Genomic DNA, 19,931 nt, shown 5'->3' on the forward strand with positions numbered 1-19,931 from the left:
TTTGTCATACTTAAGGTGTAAAACAATTTTGTTATCAAGGTCGTTAGCCAATAAGTCGTTAGTTTTTCCGTCACGTACTGATAAAGAGGATTAATTATGAAAGAACTTCACCAAGCTATTGAACTTGAAGGCAAGTACGTGAGACTTGAGTTGCTAACCCATCAATATGACCAGCAGTTTAGGGAAATTATCCAGCGGGATAATCTGCATAAGCTGTGGTATACCTCAGTACCCGAGCCAGAAAATGTCACTAAAGATGTGGATCGTCGTTTAAAGCTCTATCAGCAAAAAGAGATGCTGCCTTTTACCGTTATCGATAAAAGTTCTAATCAGCCAGTTGGGATGACTTCTTACAATAAAATTGATCAAGAGACTCGTCGTGTGGAAATTGGAGCGACATGGTATAGCAAAGAAGTGCAACGAACGGCTATTAATACAGAAGCGAAGTTTTTATTGCTGCAACATGCGTTTGATAGCTTATCTTGTGTCGCTGTTGAATTCAGAACGCATTTTTTGAATCAACAAAGCCGAAGAGCAATTGAAAGGCTTGGCGCAAAACTGGATGGGATTTTAAGAAGCCATGTTTATACCCGAACAGGGGAGCTACGCGATACCTGCGTTTACAGTATTATTATGTCTGAATGGCCATCAATCAAACGACATTTGCAGTGGCAGATGGAGAGACCGCGTTAGTATTAACTTTGGTGTTTGGCTAGCTATTAGATAGTCGTTTTGATCCTTATCTATATGTTCATATGGTCAATTTCAAAGAATTGGGAGCAGCCTCTAAATGCTATGATTTAATTGAGAATGATAGTTTTTGATAATGATATGTTGCTGAACAATAAGGCGGTTAATGGAGATGGACAGAAAATCACCATACAGTTTTTAAAGACTAGACCTGAGAGAAAACAGCACGTATAATCGCTCCCACTTCGGCCCCTTAGCTCAGTTGGTTAGAGCAGTCGACTCATAATCGATTGGTCGCTGGTTCAAGTCCAGCAGGGGCCACCAAATTTATTAAGGAGTTAGGTGTTAATCACCTAACTCCTTTTTGTTTTTACCTGATTTTGGGTCAGGTAAAGTTTTGGGGCAGAATGGCTCAATTATCTAATTCAATACACCCATGCTGACCTCTTCAGTAGAGGTGAGCCGATCCGTTTCGTCTTCCCTCGAAATCACCAGTACACCTGCATCATGTTTGGATAAATTGACAATGCCAGTATTGTAATCCAAATAAATGTATTGGCTTTTATTCGTTTTTGTATTGACGACCCAATAGTCATTGATAAATTCTACGCCATACTGCGGGTCAGTCAGGACATTATCGTCAAGTGTGATCATTGAGTTTATCGATCACGCGTGCGTTATGGGGAATGGGTTTAGTGTGGACGCCTCATGCGTCGATATCTAATGGGTCGAGATATACCACGGTATTCGCGAAGACTTGAAAAGACACCAGTGCGCCGATGATCAGTAACATTATTTTTTTATTTTAACTCAATATTTTTATTAAGCTTTTGTTGTAAAACACTAAGTTCATTTTGTGAAAATGTTGTAGATGGTTTGACACCCCTAACCGAGGTAAACTCAACCCCAACTCACCTTAAGCGGTAAGTGATTGAATGAGTAGGGGTTTTAAGTAAGCAGTTACTATACCCTCACTTGCCAAGCCGGACAGTTGATTATCCGGCTGAGTGAGGGGGAGTAAGGCGGTTAAGGAAGATTCCAGCACAGAACTGGGATCTTTATACATTTAAAAATCAGACCACTCTGCGTAGCTAATATCATCTTCGGTTAATTCAGTAAAGCCATCTTGACTCAGCATTTTATTAAAATAAAGGATCGTGTCTTCTAACGCCTCCTCAATAGTATCTCCATACCCAATAGCACATTCGGGAGAACCATCAAATTTTCTTTTTATTGCTAAATCAGTCATTCCAGTGAAATTTCCAGATTGGCTTTCATAAATTTTCACCTTCATTTTTGAATAAGGTAAAATAGGGATCATCGTAACCGTGAATTCAGCAACTGTTTTTCTTATCCGACCCACATTCGTAATATGTAAATCATGCCACATAACGTATTCACCTTTTATTGTTTTCCAAACGATATTATCTTTCCATCGACTGTTTTATCTAGATATTTTCCATTTTTATAATAACGAGTTACATTATCAGTCGCGCCTCTTATCTTAGCAGTTCGAGCGCCTTTTAAATTACAGTCTCGGTTTAAAGTCTGGATCTTCATCATCATGATCCCAAAATGGGTGGGGTTCCATGTAATCGCCGTTTTCAATGACTGAACACCATCCAAAATCGCTATAAAAAACGCAGAGATCAACGACTCTATACATCCCTCTACTAGCACGACTTAATGTTATTAAAGATGGCTCATTATAGATATAATTGCCACCAGCTCTGGCTATAACTCTTTGTTCGAACAATGTTCTATTATATTCGCTCACTTCTCCAATAATTCTTGTTGATTCAATTTCAAAAACAACTTCAAACTTATTAGATACTTGTATGTGACAAGGTATTTTTTTTTGCTGTTCTAGTTGACTTAACAATAAATTATCTGGAAATTCGATTTGTAAAATCATTTCTGCCATCCTTTAGGAATAATCACTTTCCCTGTAAAGTGTTTTCCCATGGTTCTCTAATTGCGACAACAGGGATGCCATTCCTACTCGCTACTCTATCAACAGTAAAACAACAATATGAAGAAAATATTCCCATCATTTTTATCTATAATTCTAACCATAATAGGTGCTCCATTCGAAGTATAACGAGATATGTCATTAACTTTACGACCAGCCCATGCACTTGCTTTAACATCTTCTGCTTTTAAAATTCCAGCTACTTGCATAGATGTTGTTACCCTCGGTGCTGAGGGAATTTTATTGATCAAGTCTACTATATTTACAGGTTTACCCATTGTATCTAAAACCATTCCATAAGAATTATGCCCACATGTAGGTAGCACTCCTTGGTTAACAATAGCTCTATCACCATTTCGAGGAATTGCATCATCTAGCAAAGGATGTTTTGTACCAGATGGCGATGTTGCTGTAGGAGGAAGCTTTTCTATCTCATTTTTAGATTGAGCAACCTTCTAAGTGTTTTTGCCATTGCTCCAGAAACTACGACGCTCCTACCTGCATTTCCTAGAATTTTACCTTGTCATGCACCTAATATTGGTTCTACCAAATTAGGATCATTAGCTAACGCATATTCATACAGCTCATCCCATTGAATTGCTGAAACTTTAATTGCATCAATAGTCTGATCATAATTCGAAATGGCTGTCGATAAATCTATAATAATATCAATAGGATAAAGAATTGAGTTAACAATGCCTTCTAAAACGTCAACAGCACCATCTTTTAAACCTTCTTTTCTTACTAAACAAACCCAAAGCATAGCCTTTGTCGGTGATTCGATTTATTGCCCGTCGTGTAAAAGCAGAGACAATTATTGAAGGTGATAGCGTAATGAAAGTTAAGGTTATTCCTGTTACGTTAGAAGGGAACAAAATCGTTTTTGAATGTTCAGGTGGCTGTCTATTTTCCGCAGCAAAGTAGATTATAATACAGACAATAATTAATCAATATTCTCTATGTATTTAACTGTTCGATAATAATGATTAAAAATAGTGAGTTTATACTTTTTATTTATATTAAAAGAGTGTGATTTTGCTTTTTAATTAAAACTTAAATACGTGGTGTGTTAAATGTATAAACATAATTGTCGTTGTTGGTTTATATATTACAATGATTATGAATGAATCGTTCTATTTTAAAATTAGAAATTCTATAGGGGTAAATTTATCATTCATTTATGAAGTTGAGTAAGTTTTAATTATTTTTGTTTTTAATTATTTTTCATTTAGTTAATGTCAATATTATGATGTATTCGTTTATTAATTATCTTAATTAGATGCTCTTTATTAGTCTTTTTTGTGTCTAGTGAATATGAGTCATTAATTTAATTAATGTAATTGTTCTCTAGCCTTATGTGGGTATATTCAAAATATATAATTTAGGGTTTATAGTGATTGTTGATTTTGGATTATCACTTAAGTTGAATATGTTAATAATTTATATTTTATTAATAATAATGTTGATAATCGTTATGCTTATTCTATTATATAAGTAATTTAATATTGTAAGAATGGGCTTATTTATAACATTAATAAGAATAAGTGTTTATAGGTTTATATGACTATCAGATGAGATAATGTTTATGGAAAATATATTGTCGGTTTTGGATGTTCCAAATACAGCCTTTATGTTGCTATGTACAAGTTGGTCGTGTATTCAATATAGAGATCATCATAATAGGTAGTATTCGCGTTCAATGAATGTACCGATGATTTTGTCATGCATTTCAGGTGACTTCGAGTAACCTAACGTCTTACGGTTAAGGCGCTTCAAGCGGTTTCTCAGGTTCAAATTCTCTCTTTCTATTCGTTGCGTATAAAACTTACTTACCACATGTTTCTGCTTGGGCAATATCTCATAAGCACTGAACTTATCCGTGCACCAAAAAGCCACATTAAACCTAGACAGTAAAGCCAGTAACTGGTGAAGAGTCCTTTTGTTTCGACGACCAAACGTATGAGCAATTATCCGTTTTAGGCGGGGCTCCCACGCATACCAAAGCCAGCGTTGTTGCTTCTTATTACCCACAAAAGACCACTGTTCATCGACTTCGCAAAGGAGTTCAATGTGCAGATTATCAAGGGGTAAAGAGGTTACCTGCTTCGGCGAGAGTTTTTTAAAGTGCGAACAACCGCATTAATGCTGATATGAAGGGCTCTAGCGGTATCACGAATACCGGCATTATTCATCGTTAGGTCGATAATTTTATCTTTGGTACCGGGCTGGCAGGCACGATATTCATAGTCGAGTTGGAAGCTTCGGCAGCAGTCTTGACAACGATAACGTTGATGACCTGTACTCCCTAGGCCATGTTTTTTCACTGAGGGAGTTTGTTGACAAAATGGGCACCTTACATCGACTTTAGCCATGAATATTCTCCGATAAATTACCCTATATTACAGATTAATCACCAGATTGAATACATGACCGGTTGTTTAGTCGGGGTGGCTTTACCCACCTTTTTAGAAAATACCCCCTTTGTTTGGTTATCGATTGTTTTAGGTAGTATTGTTTCGGTGATCGCGACCATATCATTAATGGATTTCTTGAAAAACTGGAAAGTTGCGGCATTAACTGCGCCTTTTGTATTGGTTTCTTGGACTATCTTGTTAGCAAGTTATAGTTTTTTAGGCATAAAAGGTGTTGCTTTACCAGCACCAGCACTTCCTCAACAATTTATTGAACCAATTGGTAGTATTCCACATAGTGATATTGTTGCTGATATTTTCCGTGGCGTTTCTGAAGTCTTTTTACTGAGTAGTGTGATTGTCGGTATTATTTTTGTTATTGGACTTGCTGTGAGCTCAATATGGGCGGCGGTGTTTGCCATTGTTGGTTCGTTATTAGCATTTATTGTTGCAATATTATTGAAAGGCGATTTTGTTAGCATCCATACTGGATTATATTCATTTAGTGCCGTTTTAACGGCAATTGCTTTAGGTTCAACATTTAATAAGCCGAGTTATCGAGTATTAGCCTATGCCATCGTTGGCGTTATTTTTACTGTTTTTGTTCAAGGTGCATTAGACATTATTTTGGAGCCATTTGGCATACCGACATTAACGATGCCTTTTGTATTAGCGTCATGGCTATTTTTAGTACCGAACCAAGATATTATGCCTGAGCATAGGCAGTCATAATTAGAATATAATTTTAGGTCATATCAATATGAAAAAGAATGCAATTTATAAATACATTCAAAATATGACGATAATAAGGACAACATTAGCTTTATTGATCTTGCTTGATGGGCTATTGATAATACTCCCTATTTTATCATCATATAATATTAATTTATCCTCACAACACCATAATTTTGTTGATTGGTTGCAATCCTTAGGTTTTATTAAACTGCTCGATATCCCTCGGTTTGCTATCGGGGTTGTATTGATTATTTTGGCATTACCTATTTATTTAGGTATCAGAATAGGATGGGTATTTAGTTGCTTTATGCTGTTTGTTCTTGTTCTCATTAACTTGCTATTAGCAAGAGAAAATGTATTAACGGGAACTCTCTCATTGCTGATATTAATTGCATTGATTGCAAATTGGAAAATATTTCACCGTCATAGCTTATCAGGTGCTGGCTTTGTTGCATTTGTCAGTTTGATTGCTTTACTGGGATATTCCGTATTTGGGTCATTGTATCTTGGTGACCAATTCCAACCTCATATAACCGATATCTCCTCTGCATTTTATTTTGCACTGGTTTGTATGACAACGGTAGGATTCGGGGATATTGTTCCTATTAGTGTAGAGGCAAGATTATTTACCATTTCTATTGTGATATTAGGTATTACAATTTTTACCACTTCTATTGTTTATTTTTTAGGCGTGTTTGCAAAGAGCACACAAGAGATTGTCAAAAAGAGATTATTCCGTATGAAAGATCATTATGTCATTATCGGTGCTAGCCCTTTAGCGTTAAACACCTACCATGGATTAAAAAAGCGTGATTTAGATGTCATGGTGCTGTGTAAAGAAGAACACAAAAACAATTATCCAGATAATGCTCCAGTGATCACGACATCACAAATCAATAAGAAAAGTTTAAATCAAGTGAATTTAGCTGATGCTAAGGCATTGTTTATACTTGGAGATTTAGATGCCGAAAACACGATTGCCATGCTGGCGGCTAAAGAGATCGTTGGTGCCAATATTAAAAGTGTTATGGTCGTCAATGATGATAATAACTACGAAAATCTGAAATTACTGCACGCGGATCTGTTGATCTCTTTGTCGTCATTAGGCAGTGAAGTATTAATTAAAATGATTTTTGGTGAGAATATTAATAGCCAAATAATTGAAAGTATTATTTTCTCGAACAATATTCTAGATACTTAGAAGATGAGTAGAGAGATGACTATGAGCTGTGAAGTGACGACAGCTCATTATTTTATTTTAGTTCAAATGAAATAATACAAGAATAAAAATGGTGAGCTAAATATGGATTCAATTATTATTATTTTCGTGCTTGTTTATATCGCGATGGCTTTTGGCACGTTTCCAGGAATAAAAATTGACCGTACGGGGGCGGCTGTTGCAGGCGCCTTGGCAATGATTGGTTTTGGTTTTATTACTCCGCGAGCTTCTTGGGATGCGATTGATTATCAAGCCGTTGGATTACTATTTGGGTTGATGGTGGTATCGGCTTCATTCACCGTTTCTGGCTTTTATCATAAAGTCGCGAATGAAATGGCTATCCTCAAAATTAGTCCACCAAAGTTGTTACTTGTCTTTATTATTGTTGGTGCTGTGCTAGCGTCGATACTGACTAATGATGTGGTGGTTGTGGCAATGACGCCATTATTAATTTCAATCACATTAGCAAGAGGACTGAACCCAATTCCATTTTTATTGGGTTTTTGTTTCGCAGCAAACAATGGGGCGGCAGGTTCATTGATTGGTAGTCCTAAAAATATGATAGTCGCCCAAGGATTAGACCTTTCATTTATCGGAGTGCTACATATTACCGCTATTCCTGTATTGCTTTCTTTACCTGTCGTTTGGTGTGTCATTAGCTTACTTTATCATAAAAATTGGTATTTACCTGAAAGCCAAAAAGCTGCGTTACCTCCTAAAACACATACGGTGATCCCATTTAATCAATGGGAAACGGGCAAAGCAGCCATTGTAATTGCCATTGTGATTATTGCGTTTTTGTTTACAGACTTACCTAGAGAGTTAGTTGCACTCTCCGCGGCTTGTTTTTTATTATTAAATAGGAAAATCGCCTCTAGTGATATGCTAAAACATGTCAATGGTGACTTGTTGCTGCTAATAATGGGGCTGTTCATTATTAATGCCGCATTTGCTAAGACCGGCGTTCCGCAGGATATTTTGCATTATTTATTAAATAAAGGCATCGACCTGAGTAGCCCTATTACGCTATTTTTGGTCTCAAGTATTATGAGTATCTTTATTGGTACAACACCGACTGTGATGCTGTTAATTCAATTCGTCTCCCTAGATGGTAATGCCGACCCACTCGGTGCAGCACTCATTTTTGGAGCCTGTTTTTCAAGTAACATTTTTGTTTTTGGTAGCCTTGCAGGCATTATTGCTGTCGATCAATCAGCTCAACATGGTATTAAAATTTCATTTTTAGAGTTTACAAAGTCAGGCGGTATTATTGCATTAATCTGTATGTCGATTGCAGCGGGTTGGATCTTATTTAGCTAATAATGATTATTTTTGAGTGTAAGGAGGAGGGGGGATGTTAGAAGTAAAAAATATACGTATCACTCAGGGAGGGAATACACTATGGAGCGACCTTTCTTTTTGCTTACATAATAATGAGCGCTTAGGATTTTCTGCACCAAGTGGTTTTGGTAAAACCACGTTAGGTCGAGTATTAGCGCAATGGCAAGCGCCCTCTAATGGTTCAATTTTATTTGAAGGTAAGCCATTACCGGCAACAGGTTATTGTCCAATACAGTTGGTACCTCAACATCCAGAGAAAAGTTTTAATCCATACCGAACGGTTGGCTCGAGTGTCAATGATGCATGGGAACCAGTCGCGGAATATCTTGAACGTTTGTCAATTAAAGCAGAATGGTTAGAAAGACGCCCGAGTGAGCTTTCGGGCGGAGAACTTGCACGTATTGCGCTATTAAGAGCACTTGATCCCCGCACTAAAGTATTAATCGCCGATGAAATAACCGCGTAGCTTGATGCGCATTTGCAAAAAGATATTTGGCAATTTCTGATTGAATTATCACAAGAAAGACCATTAGCAATGATTATTTTTAGTCATAATAAAATGTTATTAGAAAAGGTATGTACGTCAGTTTGGGAAATATCCTCTACTTGAAGTATGACAATGATATTTTAAATTAAATAAATTGGGGCACTCAATATGGTTGCTTTTGATATAGCGTTAGTCGGTGCTGGTGGTGGAATCGGTTCATTATTACGCTGGTGGATTGGGCGTTTAGTCGGTGAAAAATACCACGGTAAGTTTCCTTTATCGACCTTCATTATTAATGTGTCAGGTGCTTTTATAATCGGTTTTTTGAGCAGTTATTTTTTGTTAGATTGGGATGACCGTTATGGCTCATTCTTACAATCAGCCATATTAACTGGCCTATTAGGCGGTTATACAACATTTAGTAGTATGCAGCTTGATGCGTTAAAGCTGACACAAACTAAACAAAAAATGTTAGCGTTGCTTTATTTATTACTGTCAATTATTGCGGGTCTGATTGCTGCGTTTTTTGGCGCATGGTTGATTAACTAAAGGATAAGAATATGAATATTGCAATCTTAGTTTTTATCGGTGGTGCTATTGGCGCAATTTTTCGCGAGCTATTAATGATTTCTGTACCGAAAATGGCAGACCAGTTCCCTTTAGATATCTTTATCGCCAATATTAGTGCTTCGTTTTTATTGGGTATTGTTGCAGGGCTACTCACCAGTAAACGCATTGGCCAATCAATGAATGCTTTTTTTGCCACAGGCGTGATGGGAGGGCTGTCTACATTTTCTAGTTTTGTGTACGGTGCAGTAGAGATAATAAAATATCCTCAATATGTATGGACTGGCGTCGTATATTTAATATTGAGTGTTGTCGTTGGATTTATGGTTATTTATTTCGGTTATATATTAGGTAGCAAACAATACAGAAACAGCCCTAATCATAGTGTTTGATTTTAGTATATGCGCGTCATACTTCAAATTTCAGCAATTTTGTTAAGGTGTAGTATTCCTAGCGACTGACTCAATGGTTAGGAATCTCAGTCAATACAGTGTGCATTAATGGGGATCTCTATATCTCCATTAAATTCAGGCTATTTTATTGTTGCCTAACCATGAGAAAAGAAAATTGATTAAACTATCATCTCAAAGCCAAATAATAGGTTCTCAGTTCCTAAATTATGTTTTGCTAGTGGCACTTTTAGCTATTGGTATTTGAGTAAGGGATAATATTAGTTAAATGCATGGTTTGTTATATGGGCTAAGCGACTGTACTTGCCAGAGTAATCATTTTATCGTTATATAGAAAAATAATATTGAGATTATCATTTTTATTCTCGTAGCTTCTATAGCTATCCATTTCCTTTTCTTAAAAATCAATTTTTTAACTTTAGAGCCAATTTAAACATCAAATCTAACTTATAAACAATATAAGTTAGATTTAATTTTGCTGTTTATTTTTGATAAATGGTTCTATAAAAATTCACCAGTAATCTAAAAAAAATTGTGTTTTGGGTTTTAAATCTGTATTTTTATTGTTCTCTGGCTTTCTTTAATTTTTTATTGTATTTTTTTATAATTTTAATGCTGTAAATTTTGCTGGTTGAGTTTTTATTGGGTTTTTCTACTGTTTTTTTATCTATTTTGTTGGGATTAGTCTTAAATGGCACTTTTTTATTTGCGTTAAGGCCTGCTTTTATTGCTTTTTTATTATTAGATTTTGTTTAATGCATTGATTTTATTGGCTTTTGATTTTTTGTTTGATGTGTTTTTTAAATTTATATATTGAATTAGGCACCTTTTTAGTATTGAAATTTTGAAAGTGCTAGAATAATATTGAACACGAATTAGGTGTAACGACGATTTAAATATGTTGGTTAAATTTAGATTATACTCGCTGTATAAATAGCTTGTTCCTCCCAGGTTTAGCTTTAATAGCGATACTATATTCTTAAGTTTAATTTTTTGTCTATATTGCTATTTCTACAATCACAATTATTTATTAACTTTTGGTTACTGTATATTTGTGTTGTAGAAATGGTTTTTTTTTAGTGAAAATCTTTGTGCATTAAAATCTGTTATCTTGATGGTCTATCTATCGGTCATTAATCTGATGAGGACTTAAGGGAAATAATGTCATTTATTTTCTTTAAGTAAACTGTATCTAGCATCATATAATACTGAGTTACATTTAGGAAAACGAAATATTTTAATAGGTATAACCTATTAAAATAACCTGATATTCTCAGCTGAAGTATGATTTATCAAAAAGTTATTAAAGTACTTTATACGGCTGATAAAACTGAATATTCGTCTATCTCCTGACTAGCCGCATTCGTGGTTTTGTGAGATTGATATTATATAGAGTCATCAGAGAATAGCCGTGTTCTCGATCTATTGAATATCTAATTTGGTATTTTATTCTTTATTATTAAGGACTTTGATATTTAGGAGGCTAATATCTAAGTCCTTATGTCATTTATTTAAATGTTATGGCTTTGAGCGCACCATAAAATAAGCAGCTAAAACCAATGAACATAGAATACATAAGATAGCAAAACTGATAAATGGCATCATGTTTGTCGAGTTCGCTATTATATATCCACCAATAGCAGGCCCAATCGCCATCCCTCCACCAATGACTAAATTCATGTTGTTCATTAACCTACCGCTGGTATCTAGTTGAGATACCGCCCCCATAATAAATGGGAGTACAAATGTCCACGTGAATTTAAACAATAGCGCGGCTATGACAAATCGTACTACAGTCGGTGAGGCAATTAATAGAAGAACGCTTATCACTAATAGTGCATATCCTAGCAAAACTAATTTGCTGGTTTTAAAGCGGGTAGAAATAACAGCCGCGATAATTGCTCCTATCATGCCTAAAATCGTCGCAATTGCCAAAACTTGGCCATTTTCTTCAGCATTTAATCCACTGTTCTGACCAAACACGCCTATAAAGGTCCAAACTTGGCTCAAAAAAATATAAAAAATCAATACGGCTAAAATGGCGATCGCTTTATTCGCGAATGTACTTTTTAAATTGACGGGTGTTGATTGATGTTGCTCTTCGCTCATTATGACATTGGGAAATGCACGAATAAGAGGAAAAGAAAGGAGCATACAAGCCGCAAGTATAAAGTAAACAATACGTAGCCCGTATAGTTCAAATAAAGGTGGTAAAACAAGCAGACCTATAGTCCCTAATGCGAGTTGTCCAAGTACCCAAAAAGCATACATTCGGCTTGGGTTTTCTGTTTTGCCAGCGCTTGATATGCATAAGATCATCAGCGTTCCACCTGCAAATGATGCAATAAAACGAATAATCAGTAAAACGGTGTAGGTGGTTGCGAATGCAGAAATTAAGTTACCAATAATAAAAATGATTGCGGAGATAATCGCTATTTTTTGCCAGCTAATGCGGTTGATCCAATACCATGCGGGAATAGTGGCAAAGCTCATTGCTCCTAGCTCTGCTGAAAATAAATAACCGATTTTGTCAGCAGATAAATGCCATTGTAAGCCCAGTTGTGCTGCAACAGCGGGAGCCGTCATTAGAATACCGGGTGCAATAGCGGAAAAAATAATAATCGCAAGCAATAAGCTTAATGAGGATTTTAGAACAACGGTAGAAGGTGGAGCATTGACATCTTGTGTGTGCAGCGATTCGCTCATATTAGCACCTCGGTCAATAATGAATATTATTTTATGATATTTGTTAAATAAAGGTTAAATCATGGTCGATTTTAGTGTGAAATTACGGATAGTGACTATCATTCTAAAGAACGAATATTAGGATTTTATGGTGATATACGGAGTAGGTATAAGAAGTAAACGGAATCAATGTAGAAAGAGGGAGACCGTGAGCCCATTTAAACTCACGGCTATAGATTCTAAAAATGGGTAGAGCTTTGCCTTTCCAATTCTAAACAAGCTTTTTCTAAACCCCCCTTACAAGCCAGCTCAAAATAGTAGCGTGCGGCATAGGGTGAAGCATTTTCTACTTCACCTTTTTGCATTAACCACCCTAAATTATATTGTGCATAAGCATTACCTTGCTCTGCTGAGCGCATAAACCATTTTTGAGCTTTTTCAATTGAAGCAGGAATCCCATCACCTTGATAATAAATTAAGCCAAGGTTTAATTGTGCATCTTTATCACCTAACTCTGCGGCCTGAATAAAGTAGTTCAATGCTTTTTCTTTATCAGTGATCCTTGATTTACCTTCCCAATAAAACCACCCTAGGTTATTTAATGCATATGGATTATCTTGGTTTGCCGCTGCTTGATACCATTTTAATGCTTCACTGATATTCGGTTGCCCATCTGCACCATTTTCATATAACCAGCCTAGCATATTTTGTGCGGATGCATGCCCTTGCTCAGCGGCGGCTTTAAACCATTTCATGGCAGATTGTTGTGAGGTTTGATTGCTTTCATTTTCTTCCATATATAGCCAACCTAATTGGTGCTGTGCATCTGGGTCTCCTTGCTCAGCAGCAAGAGTCAGCCAATACAATGCTTGGCTACGTGATTTCTCGACTCCTTCCCCCTTTTCATAAATCAAACCTAATTGATATTGGGCGGGTAAGTTACCTTGTATAGCGGCTTCTTTAAACCAATGGACTGCTTCTGACCATGATTGTTCTACACCTAATCCTGATTCAAATAATGCTGCTAAATAAAGTTGGGCGTCTTGGTTACCATGTTCGGCGGCTTGTTTAAAATATTTGGCAGCCTGTGAGTAATTAGGGGGATCAGCGTTATAATAGGCTAGGCCTTCCATAAAGCTGTTTTTGGCATCAATAGAAGGTGACGCTGTTTCGGCTGATTGTGAACTTTCAGGAGAGGTATTATCACCACAACCTACAACCAAAACTGAAATTATTATAGAAAAAATTAAGATTGATATTCTCATAGCCATTTCTGATCTTAACGTGCTGTTGTCGGTTTTATATCGGCAATACGTAAGGTATACATAATGGATGCTCCAGGCGGTACTGCCGGTGGATAACCTTCATCACCATAGGCTAATTCAGGTGGGACAATAAAAGTGATTTCCCCATGATTTTGTAAATGCTTAATTGCTGATTGGAAGAGAGGAGGATAACTGTCTAAAGGGAGTGTTAGTGATTTGTCTTGTAAATCCATGTCACTTACCACGGTACCATCTAATAATGACTCTTTTACAACAATACTAACGGTATCGTTTTCTTGAATTTTACCTTGCCCTACATAGTTAATTTTATAGGAATAGCCTAGCGGGTCAGAAACAACGCCTTTTTGTTTTGACCAATTAGATAAAAAGTTTTTTGCCAGTTTAGCTTGTTCTTCTTTTTTAGCATCACGATTTTTTGTGACTGCTGAATTAGAGGCAATTAATGCTGTCTGTAATTCGGTTGGTGAAAGTAAAGAGCGACCCTCAATAGCATCAGTAATACCGGCTAAATATGCTTTTTTATCCATATCTTGACCAAAAGATTGATTCTCTTTATGGATAGTCATTGCATCTTGGCCAATAGCAATACCGGCAGCATAAGCTTGTTTTAAAGCTTCACTGCCTTTTAATTTTTCAACCGCTATGGGTTGTTTGAGAGATAGCGCTTGTTCGATTGCTATTTTTTGTGCTTTTTCTGATTCTTCGAGTCTTTGACTTAATAATTTTATATTGTTGCTCAAATTGAGATTGTCATTTTTGGATTTATTTAGAGATTCTTCTATTTGAGACTGTAGTTTTTCTTGTTGTTGTAACTTTAGTTGCATATTTTGCTTGTTCAATAAAATTGATAAGTCATCATTAATTTTATTCATCTTAGCTTGTAATAGCTCTTTCTCTTGTTGTTGAATTCGTATTTTATACTGTCTCTCATTAATACTTAATGCCTGAATTTTCTGGTTGAGTATCTTCAGTTTTAGTTGAGGTAATTGAATTCCACTTTCTTCATCATCATAAGGTTGGTTCTCCTTAATGCCGTTCAACCGTTTTTTTTCTTCATACTCATTAGCAAACTTTAATAACCCAGGAAGTTGATTTTCATTTGCTGATAGAGAATGTGAAAAGATAAAACTTGATGAGGTTATCGACAAATAAGCGATATAGTGAATGATTTTATTCATAATAATATCTCGAAAATAAGTAAGCCACCTTCACTTAATGATGACTTTTCCAAAGTGGATTAGGTATTAATGATAATTTTTCTTAATTAAGAAGGATTCTATCAGAATATAAATAAAAAAATAAATGTTCAATAAAAATAAGTTTTCTATCTCATTTAATGTTGAATAATTAGTGTTATTAAAATTGTATTACAGATATTACAAAATATAATATCCAAAAAAGAAGGAAACATAAAAAGCAGGCTTTCATATAACCATTTGATTTTAATGGATTTGCTTTATTTTAATTATCGAAATAAAATTTTTTCACATTATCATACCTAGGTGTTAATACTTAATATCTGAAAAAGTGTAAATTTCAGAATTATTTATCTATTTAACAATCTTTTTTGGATTTTTTCAAGATAAAGCTCTGGGCTAATTTGTACCTTCTTAATAAGAATGTTGAATGTATCAGGGGAATGTGATTTTTTGTGCTCTGATTACTCGTTATTTGGATATTTAGCTTATATCAATAACTGCTTGATAGATATTGGCTTGTTTGATTTTATGTGGCAGGTAAAGTAAATTTATTTGCAACAAAGCGAGGCAATAAACATTTTCGTACAAGCGGGCTTTAATAAATGAAGTTAGTTGTATCAGGAATTGGGAGCCTAATATGATAGTGGAACAAGAAGTGTCAAAAAGTATTTTTATGACTGCGGTAGGAAAAGAGATATTTCGCTTAAGGAAGAAGCGGGGGTTGACGGGTAAACAGTTAGCTGAAAAATTAAATGTCTCTCAGCAGCAAATATCTCGGTATGAAAGAGGGGTCTGCAATATTAATGTTGATACTCTCTTTGTTATTTTACATGAGTTAGATTGTAGTTTAAGTAATTTCTTCAGTTCGGTTTATCTTAATATTAATGATATGGAAAAGAATGTCAGTTCTCATTATATTAATTTATTTTTGCCTCCAGCTCCTTACTATAAAGGTGAGAATGCTCTGTCAGCAAAGATGAATAATTTAGTCGGCTAGTGCTAACGTAGTCGATTAATATTTCACTGAAGAATATTGAGTTATTTAAAGTTTTAAATTTAACTGAGAATAAAGAAAATACTTTCTGTTCTCAGAAAGTATTCTATTTGTTTTTATTTATTAAAAATAAATACCATTAATTATTTAACCAAGTGAGCTTATTAATAGCTTGCTCTTTTTAGTGTTCATCGTAAAGGCGTAACCAATATGAAAAAGATTATTTTAGCAACCCTGATTTCTGGCGCAATGAGTGCATCGGCTTTAGCTGTTGATGCAGGCTCAGGTACTGTAACGTTTAACGGTTCAATCATCGAAGCACCTTGCTCAATCGCGCCAGGTGAAGAAAACCAGACTGTTGAACTGGGCCAAGTTTCTAACGTCACTTTGGCTGCGGGTGGTGAATCTTCAGCGCAACCTTTTTCTATCAAATTGGAAGGTTGTAACTTGGAAAAAAATAACCAAGTAACTATCACTTTCGCGGGTACAGAAGCCGTTGATGGCGAAGCAGCAAACACGGGTTTACTGCAAATCACTGGTGATGCAGCGGGTGCAGCTGTCAAAATCATGAACTCTTCTAGCGCACAAATCAATGTTAACACTGGTAGCTCTCAAAACTACGTTCAAGGTAACAACGAACTGAAATTCCAAGCTGCTCTGAAAGGTTTAGCTGGTGCAACAGTTGTTCCAGGTAACTTCTCTGCGGTGACTAACTTTACTTTAGCATACAACTAATTTTTAAAAATTAAGGTATGTACGTCATGAAGTGCTTTTGCACTTCATGACTTGTTCAGTAATGGAGGTGATCGTGAAGCGAACAGGACTGTTAAAGGCAGCACTATTGTCGGTTAGTGCATTAGGCGCAATGCCTGTACATGCGGCTCCAGGGGAACTTTGGGGTAAGGTAAATATGCAAGGTAGCATCGTTGATACCGCTTGTGCCATTGATACAGGCTCTTATGAGCAATCTATTGATATGGGTATTTTACCAATTGGTTTGTTACGCCAAGTTGGACATGGACCTATACAGCCTTTCTCGATCACCTTGATTGGTTGTCAATTAACTCCCCAAGATGGCGACAATTGGCAAACTTTTTCTGTCACTTTTGATGGTCCTGCAAATGGTGAATGGTTCAGCGTTTCAGGTGCAGCAAAAGGTGTCGCTCTATCATTGCAAGATGCGTCAGGACAGATAGTTAGACCTGGTTTAGCGACAGCAAAACAAGATATCAAACCCGGTAATTATATTCTTAATTATGGTTTAAGACTGGTATCAGATGAAACGCCGCTCCGTCCAGGCGAATACCAGACAGCGATTCGTTTTAAGCTCGACTACTACTAATAAAAATGCTGATTCTTCCTGATACTGAATTTTAGGGATGTTACTTATGTCTTTGTTCAATGCTTGTTTACCAAAGCCTCGCTTGTTGAGCGTGATTATTGCGATGGCGCTTCACGGGGTCGCTTTACCTGTTATAGCGGCAGAAGCTATTCAATTTAATACCGATGTATTAGACCTCGAAGACAAAAGTAACATTGATTTAAATCAGTTTGCGCGTGCTGGTCATATTATGCCAGGAACTTATTCATTAACACTGAAAGTGAATGATGAAACATTACCTGAAATCAGTGTGCCATTTTATGTTCCCGAGAATGATCCGGAAGGCAGTGTAGCCTGTTTAGCGCCTGAATATATTAATCAACTTGCTTTGACCTCTTCATCGCTAAAAGAGTTAACGTGGTGGCATGATGGGCAGTGTTTAAACCCTGAAAGTCTACCAGGCATGCAGATCCGCGGTGATCTCGCAACGTCATCACTGTATGTCAGTATTCCACAAGCCTATATGGAGTATACGGCACCTAATTGGGATCCTCCCTCGCGTTGGGATGATGGTATTCCAGCGATTCTGGCTGATTACAGTATCAATGCCAATGCAAATAACTCTTACCGTAAAGGTGGTAACAACAGTTATCAAGTGAATGGTAATGGCGTTGTGGGGATTAACGCAGGTGCATGGCGCTTGCGTGCAGATTGGCAGGGTCGTTTAAGCCATCAAAATGGTAAAAACGCAGGAACAGATAAAGATTTCCAATGGAACCGTTTCTACGCTTATCGCGCGGTGCCAACATTACGAGCTAAATTAACGCTGGGTGAAGATTATTTAGAATCGAACATGTTTGATAGCTTCCGGTTTACGGGGGCTAGCTTACGTTCAGATAACAATATGATCCCACCTAGTTTACGTGGCTATGCACCGGAAGTGACAGGTATTGCTAAGACTAACGCAACCGTCACGGTGAGCCAGCAAGGTCGCGTATTGTATGAAACGCAAGTTGCGCCTGGGCCATTTAGGATCCAAGACCTGAGTGATGCTATCAACGGTAAACTTGATGTCACGATTAAAGAAGAAGATGGTTCTGTACAAGAATTCCAAGTTGATACGGCAAATCTACCGTATCTGACTCGTCCGGGGCAAATTCAGTATAAGTTAGCGCTGGGGCAGCCAACTAATTATGACCGCCATAGCCAAGGGAATAGCTTCTTAACGGGGGAATTCTCTTGGGGGGTTAATAACGGTTGGTCACTGTTTGGTGGGAGCTTAAATAGCCAAAACTATAATGCCTTATCAGCGGGTATTGGTCGTGACTTACTGGCCTTTGGTGCGGTGTCATTTGACGTGACACAATCATTTGCCCGTTTACCCGGTGAAAGCACCATTAGTGGTGGTTCATACCGTGTTAACTATTCAAAGCGTTTTGAACAGTACGATAGCCAAGTGCAGTTTGCGGGCTATCGCTTCTCTGAACGTGACTTTATGTCAATGTCAGATTACTTGAATGCGAAAGAAACCGGCGTACGTTATGGGGGAAGTAAGGAACTGTATACGATCTCCGTTAACAAAAACTTCCGCGACGCTGGTATCTCTTTGTATGCCAACTACAACCACCAAACTTATTGGGATCGTCCAAGCAACGACTATTATAGCGTGATGCTCTCGAAATACATGGATATCGGTTCGATTAAAAACATCAGTGTTAACTTATCGGCTAACCGCAGTGTGTACAACGGTGTCAATGATGACAGTGCCTACTTATCGCTGTCATTTCCTTGGGGAAATAGTGGGAGCGTCGGTTACTCACTAAATACCAGCCGTAATGATACCACTAACCGTGCTACCTATTATGACCGTATCGATGATCGTACTACTTATCAGGTCAGTGCGGGGAGTAGCCGTTACGGGGCTTCAACCAGTGCGTTTGTCAATCATCAAGCTGACAGTGCGCGTGTTAGTGCAAACGCCAGCTACCAACATGGTCAATATAGCTCATTTGGTTTGTCCGCTTCAGGTGGATTTACTATGACAGCTGAAGGGGGCGGGTTCCACCGTGTGAGCAACATGGGGGGAACACGCATGGTCGTTGATACCGACGGTGTTGCAGATGTTCCCGTTAAAGGTTTCGGTGCACCCGTTAGCTCGAACATGTTTGGTAAAGCCGTGGTCGGTGATGTGAACAGCTATTACCGCAGTAAAGCACAGATTGATTTGAACGCGTTGCCGGATGACGTGGATGCCCAGCAGTCCGTGGTACAAGCTACTATGACCGAAGGAGCGGTTGGCTTCCGCCGCTTTGAGGTGGTATCAGGTCAGAAAGCCATGACGATTCTAAGTTTGACTGATGGTTCACATCCACCGTTTGGTGCGCAGGTAAAAAATGCCAAAGACCAAAATACAGGCATTGTCGGGGATGCGGGTAGTGCTTATATCAGCGGTATAAATCCAGGGGATGCGATGACGGTGACATGGGGCGAAAACAAGGCCTGTAAAGTGACTTTCCCTGCACAGTTAGGCTCACTTGAACAAGCGCTGTTATTACCTTGTGTCCCTATTGTGGCTGCGAGTACTCAGCCTCAAGAAATTACGCAACGTTAAGTG

19 protein-coding genes, 1 tRNA gene and 2 pseudogenes are annotated in these 19,931 nt (G+C 37.3%); 13 read left to right on the forward strand and 9 right to left on the reverse strand.

Features of this window, described 5'->3' with window-relative positions:
• The first annotated feature begins 96 nt into the window (after window positions 1-96).
• Together O7C57_RS03845 and O7C57_RS03850 are read left to right on the forward strand one after the other, a co-directional pair.
• Complete coding sequence (locus O7C57_RS03845) at window positions 97-693, forward strand: GNAT family N-acetyltransferase (RefSeq protein ID WP_154622942.1); 597 nt, start codon at window positions 97-99, stop codon at window positions 691-693.
• A gap of 244 nt (window positions 694-937) precedes the next feature.
• Window positions 938-1,014, forward strand: a tRNA-Ile gene (locus tag O7C57_RS03850).
• Window positions 1,015-1,110: 96 nt separating this feature from the next.
• Here the strand turns inward: O7C57_RS03850 and O7C57_RS03855 are convergent.
• The 5 genes from O7C57_RS03855 to O7C57_RS03875 form a co-directional block, all read right to left on the reverse strand.
• Window positions 1,111-1,344 (reverse strand): hypothetical protein, encoded by a 234-nt coding sequence (locus O7C57_RS03855; protein ID WP_196713612.1) that lies wholly within the window; start codon window positions 1,342-1,344, stop codon window positions 1,111-1,113.
• Between the two features lie 412 nt (window positions 1,345-1,756).
• Complete coding sequence (locus O7C57_RS03860) at window positions 1,757-2,080, reverse strand: hypothetical protein (RefSeq protein WP_269723644.1); 324 nt, start codon at window positions 2,078-2,080, stop codon at window positions 1,757-1,759.
• A 138-nt stretch (window positions 2,081-2,218) separates the two neighbouring features.
• The gene (locus O7C57_RS03865) at window positions 2,219-2,605 is read right to left on the reverse strand and encodes a hypothetical protein (protein WP_163862962.1); all 387 of its coding nucleotides are present in this window, start codon (window positions 2,603-2,605) and stop codon (window positions 2,219-2,221) included.
• A gap of 98 nt (window positions 2,606-2,703) precedes the next feature.
• A complete protein-coding gene (locus O7C57_RS03870) occupies window positions 2,704-3,042 on the reverse strand; it encodes a hypothetical protein (RefSeq protein WP_269723645.1) in 339 nt (112 codons plus the stop codon).
• Window positions 3,043-3,185: 143 nt separating this feature from the next.
• Complete coding sequence (locus O7C57_RS03875) at window positions 3,186-3,425, reverse strand: hypothetical protein (protein WP_269723646.1); 240 nt, start codon at window positions 3,423-3,425, stop codon at window positions 3,186-3,188.
• A 5-nt stretch (window positions 3,426-3,430) separates the two neighbouring features.
• Between O7C57_RS03875 and O7C57_RS03880 the strand changes: the two genes are divergently transcribed.
• Window positions 3,431-3,586 carry a hypothetical protein gene (locus O7C57_RS03880; protein WP_163862957.1) on the forward strand — a complete coding sequence of 52 codons (156 nt, stop codon included), beginning with the start codon at window positions 3,431-3,433 and terminating at the stop codon, window positions 3,584-3,586.
• Between the two features lie 750 nt (window positions 3,587-4,336).
• Here the strand turns inward: O7C57_RS03880 and O7C57_RS03885 are convergent.
• A protein-coding gene (locus O7C57_RS03885) for an IS1 family transposase (RefSeq protein ID WP_269723143.1) occupies window positions 4,337-5,034 on the reverse strand; the annotation gives its coding sequence in 2 pieces (ribosomal slippage) (window positions 4,337-4,785 and window positions 4,785-5,034; 699 coding nt in all).
• Between the two features lie 60 nt (window positions 5,035-5,094).
• On the opposite strand from O7C57_RS03885, the pseudogene O7C57_RS03890 reads away from it, so the two are divergent.
• The 6 genes and pseudogenes from O7C57_RS03890 to O7C57_RS03915 all read left to right on the forward strand — a co-directional run.
• Window positions 5,095-5,805, forward strand: a pseudogene (locus tag O7C57_RS03890) (urea transporter); the annotation flags it as partial.
• Window positions 5,806-5,833: 28 nt separating this feature from the next.
• Window positions 5,834-7,009: an ion channel gene (locus O7C57_RS03895; protein WP_163862931.1), complete on the forward strand. Its 1,176-nt coding sequence runs from the start codon at window positions 5,834-5,836 to the stop codon at window positions 7,007-7,009.
• 102 nt (window positions 7,010-7,111) lie between these two features.
• A complete protein-coding gene (locus O7C57_RS03900) occupies window positions 7,112-8,347 on the forward strand; it encodes an SLC13 family permease (protein ID WP_249999300.1) in 1,236 nt (411 codons plus the stop codon).
• Between the two features lie 34 nt (window positions 8,348-8,381).
• Window positions 8,382-8,978, forward strand: a pseudogene (locus O7C57_RS03905) (ATP-binding cassette domain-containing protein).
• A 45-nt stretch (window positions 8,979-9,023) separates the two neighbouring features.
• Window positions 9,024-9,404, forward strand: coding sequence for a fluoride efflux transporter CrcB (gene crcB / locus O7C57_RS03910; RefSeq protein ID WP_154622752.1), 381 nt, complete (start codon window positions 9,024-9,026; stop codon window positions 9,402-9,404).
• A gap of 11 nt (window positions 9,405-9,415) precedes the next feature.
• On the forward strand, window positions 9,416-9,814 hold the full coding sequence (locus O7C57_RS03915; protein ID WP_196713603.1) for a CrcB family protein: 399 nt from the start codon (window positions 9,416-9,418) through the stop codon (window positions 9,812-9,814).
• 1,536 nt (window positions 9,815-11,350) lie between these two features.
• Here the strand turns inward: O7C57_RS03915 and O7C57_RS03920 are convergent.
• From O7C57_RS03920 to O7C57_RS03930, 3 genes are all read right to left on the reverse strand, one after another.
• Window positions 11,351-12,538: an MFS transporter gene (locus O7C57_RS03920; protein WP_154622581.1), complete on the reverse strand. Its 1,188-nt coding sequence runs from the start codon at window positions 12,536-12,538 to the stop codon at window positions 11,351-11,353.
• 218 nt (window positions 12,539-12,756) lie between these two features.
• Window positions 12,757-13,782 carry a tetratricopeptide repeat protein gene (locus O7C57_RS03925; protein ID WP_269723647.1) on the reverse strand — a complete coding sequence of 342 codons (1,026 nt, stop codon included), beginning with the start codon at window positions 13,780-13,782 and terminating at the stop codon, window positions 12,757-12,759.
• A gap of 14 nt (window positions 13,783-13,796) precedes the next feature.
• Window positions 13,797-14,981, reverse strand: coding sequence for an FKBP-type peptidyl-prolyl cis-trans isomerase N-terminal domain-containing protein (locus tag O7C57_RS03930; RefSeq protein WP_154622579.1), 1,185 nt, complete (start codon window positions 14,979-14,981; stop codon window positions 13,797-13,799).
• A 658-nt stretch (window positions 14,982-15,639) separates the two neighbouring features.
• Here O7C57_RS03930 and O7C57_RS03935 point away from each other — a divergent pair.
• The 4 genes from O7C57_RS03935 (at window position 15,640) to O7C57_RS03950 (ending at window position 19,928) form a co-directional block, all read left to right on the forward strand.
• Window positions 15,640-15,999, forward strand: a complete 360-nt coding sequence (locus tag O7C57_RS03935) for a helix-turn-helix domain-containing protein (protein WP_196713600.1) — start codon at window positions 15,640-15,642, stop codon at window positions 15,997-15,999.
• A 207-nt stretch (window positions 16,000-16,206) separates the two neighbouring features.
• Entirely contained in the window at window positions 16,207-16,731 is a 525-nt protein-coding gene (locus tag O7C57_RS03940; protein WP_269723648.1) for a fimbrial protein, read from the forward strand.
• A 61-nt stretch (window positions 16,732-16,792) separates the two neighbouring features.
• Window positions 16,793-17,338: a fimbrial protein gene (locus O7C57_RS03945; protein ID WP_269723981.1), complete on the forward strand. Its 546-nt coding sequence runs from the start codon at window positions 16,793-16,795 to the stop codon at window positions 17,336-17,338.
• A 37-nt stretch (window positions 17,339-17,375) separates the two neighbouring features.
• Window positions 17,376-19,928 (forward strand): outer membrane usher protein, encoded by a 2,553-nt coding sequence (locus O7C57_RS03950; protein WP_269723649.1) that lies wholly within the window; start codon window positions 17,376-17,378, stop codon window positions 19,926-19,928.
• Window positions 19,929-19,931: the final 3 nt, after the last annotated feature.

This window comes from Providencia sp. 21OH12SH02B-Prov (genome assembly GCF_027362595.1).
In the GTDB taxonomy this organism is placed as follows: Bacteria; Pseudomonadota; Gammaproteobacteria; order Enterobacterales; family Enterobacteriaceae; genus Providencia; species Providencia zhejiangensis.

What these genes read in the sequence shown, in the direction of transcription:
- O7C57_RS03845 (WP_154622942.1), top strand. Translation starts at nt 97, where the DNA reads ATGAAAGAACTTCACCAAGCTATTGAACTTGAAGGCAAGTACGTGAGA.
- O7C57_RS03855 (WP_196713612.1), bottom strand. Translation starts at nt 1,344, where the DNA reads ATGATCACACTTGACGATAATGTCCTGACTGACCCGCAGTATGGCGTA.
- O7C57_RS03860 (WP_269723644.1), bottom strand. Translation starts at nt 2,080, where the DNA reads ATGTGGCATGATTTACATATTACGAATGTGGGTCGGATAAGAAAAACA.
- O7C57_RS03865 (WP_163862962.1), bottom strand. Translation starts at nt 2,605, where the DNA reads ATGATTTTACAAATCGAATTTCCAGATAATTTATTGTTAAGTCAACTA.
- O7C57_RS03875 (WP_269723646.1), bottom strand. Translation starts at nt 3,425, where the DNA reads ATGCTTTGGGTTTGTTTAGTAAGAAAAGAAGGTTTAAAAGATGGTGCT.
- O7C57_RS03895 (WP_163862931.1), top strand. Translation starts at nt 5,834, where the DNA reads ATGAAAAAGAATGCAATTTATAAATACATTCAAAATATGACGATAATA.
- O7C57_RS03900 (WP_249999300.1), top strand. Translation starts at nt 7,112, where the DNA reads ATGGATTCAATTATTATTATTTTCGTGCTTGTTTATATCGCGATGGCT.
- crcB (WP_154622752.1), top strand. Translation starts at nt 9,024, where the DNA reads ATGGTTGCTTTTGATATAGCGTTAGTCGGTGCTGGTGGTGGAATCGGT.
- O7C57_RS03915 (WP_196713603.1), top strand. Translation starts at nt 9,416, where the DNA reads ATGAATATTGCAATCTTAGTTTTTATCGGTGGTGCTATTGGCGCAATT.
- O7C57_RS03920 (WP_154622581.1), bottom strand. Translation starts at nt 12,538, where the DNA reads ATGAGCGAATCGCTGCACACACAAGATGTCAATGCTCCACCTTCTACC.
- O7C57_RS03925 (WP_269723647.1), bottom strand. Translation starts at nt 13,782, where the DNA reads ATGAGAATATCAATCTTAATTTTTTCTATAATAATTTCAGTTTTGGTT.
- O7C57_RS03930 (WP_154622579.1), bottom strand. Translation starts at nt 14,981, where the DNA reads ATGAATAAAATCATTCACTATATCGCTTATTTGTCGATAACCTCATCA.
- O7C57_RS03935 (WP_196713600.1), top strand. Translation starts at nt 15,640, where the DNA reads ATGATAGTGGAACAAGAAGTGTCAAAAAGTATTTTTATGACTGCGGTA.
- O7C57_RS03940 (WP_269723648.1), top strand. Translation starts at nt 16,207, where the DNA reads ATGAAAAAGATTATTTTAGCAACCCTGATTTCTGGCGCAATGAGTGCA.
- O7C57_RS03945 (WP_269723981.1), top strand. Translation starts at nt 16,793, where the DNA reads ATGGAGGTGATCGTGAAGCGAACAGGACTGTTAAAGGCAGCACTATTG.
- O7C57_RS03950 (WP_269723649.1), top strand. Translation starts at nt 17,376, where the DNA reads ATGTTACTTATGTCTTTGTTCAATGCTTGTTTACCAAAGCCTCGCTTG.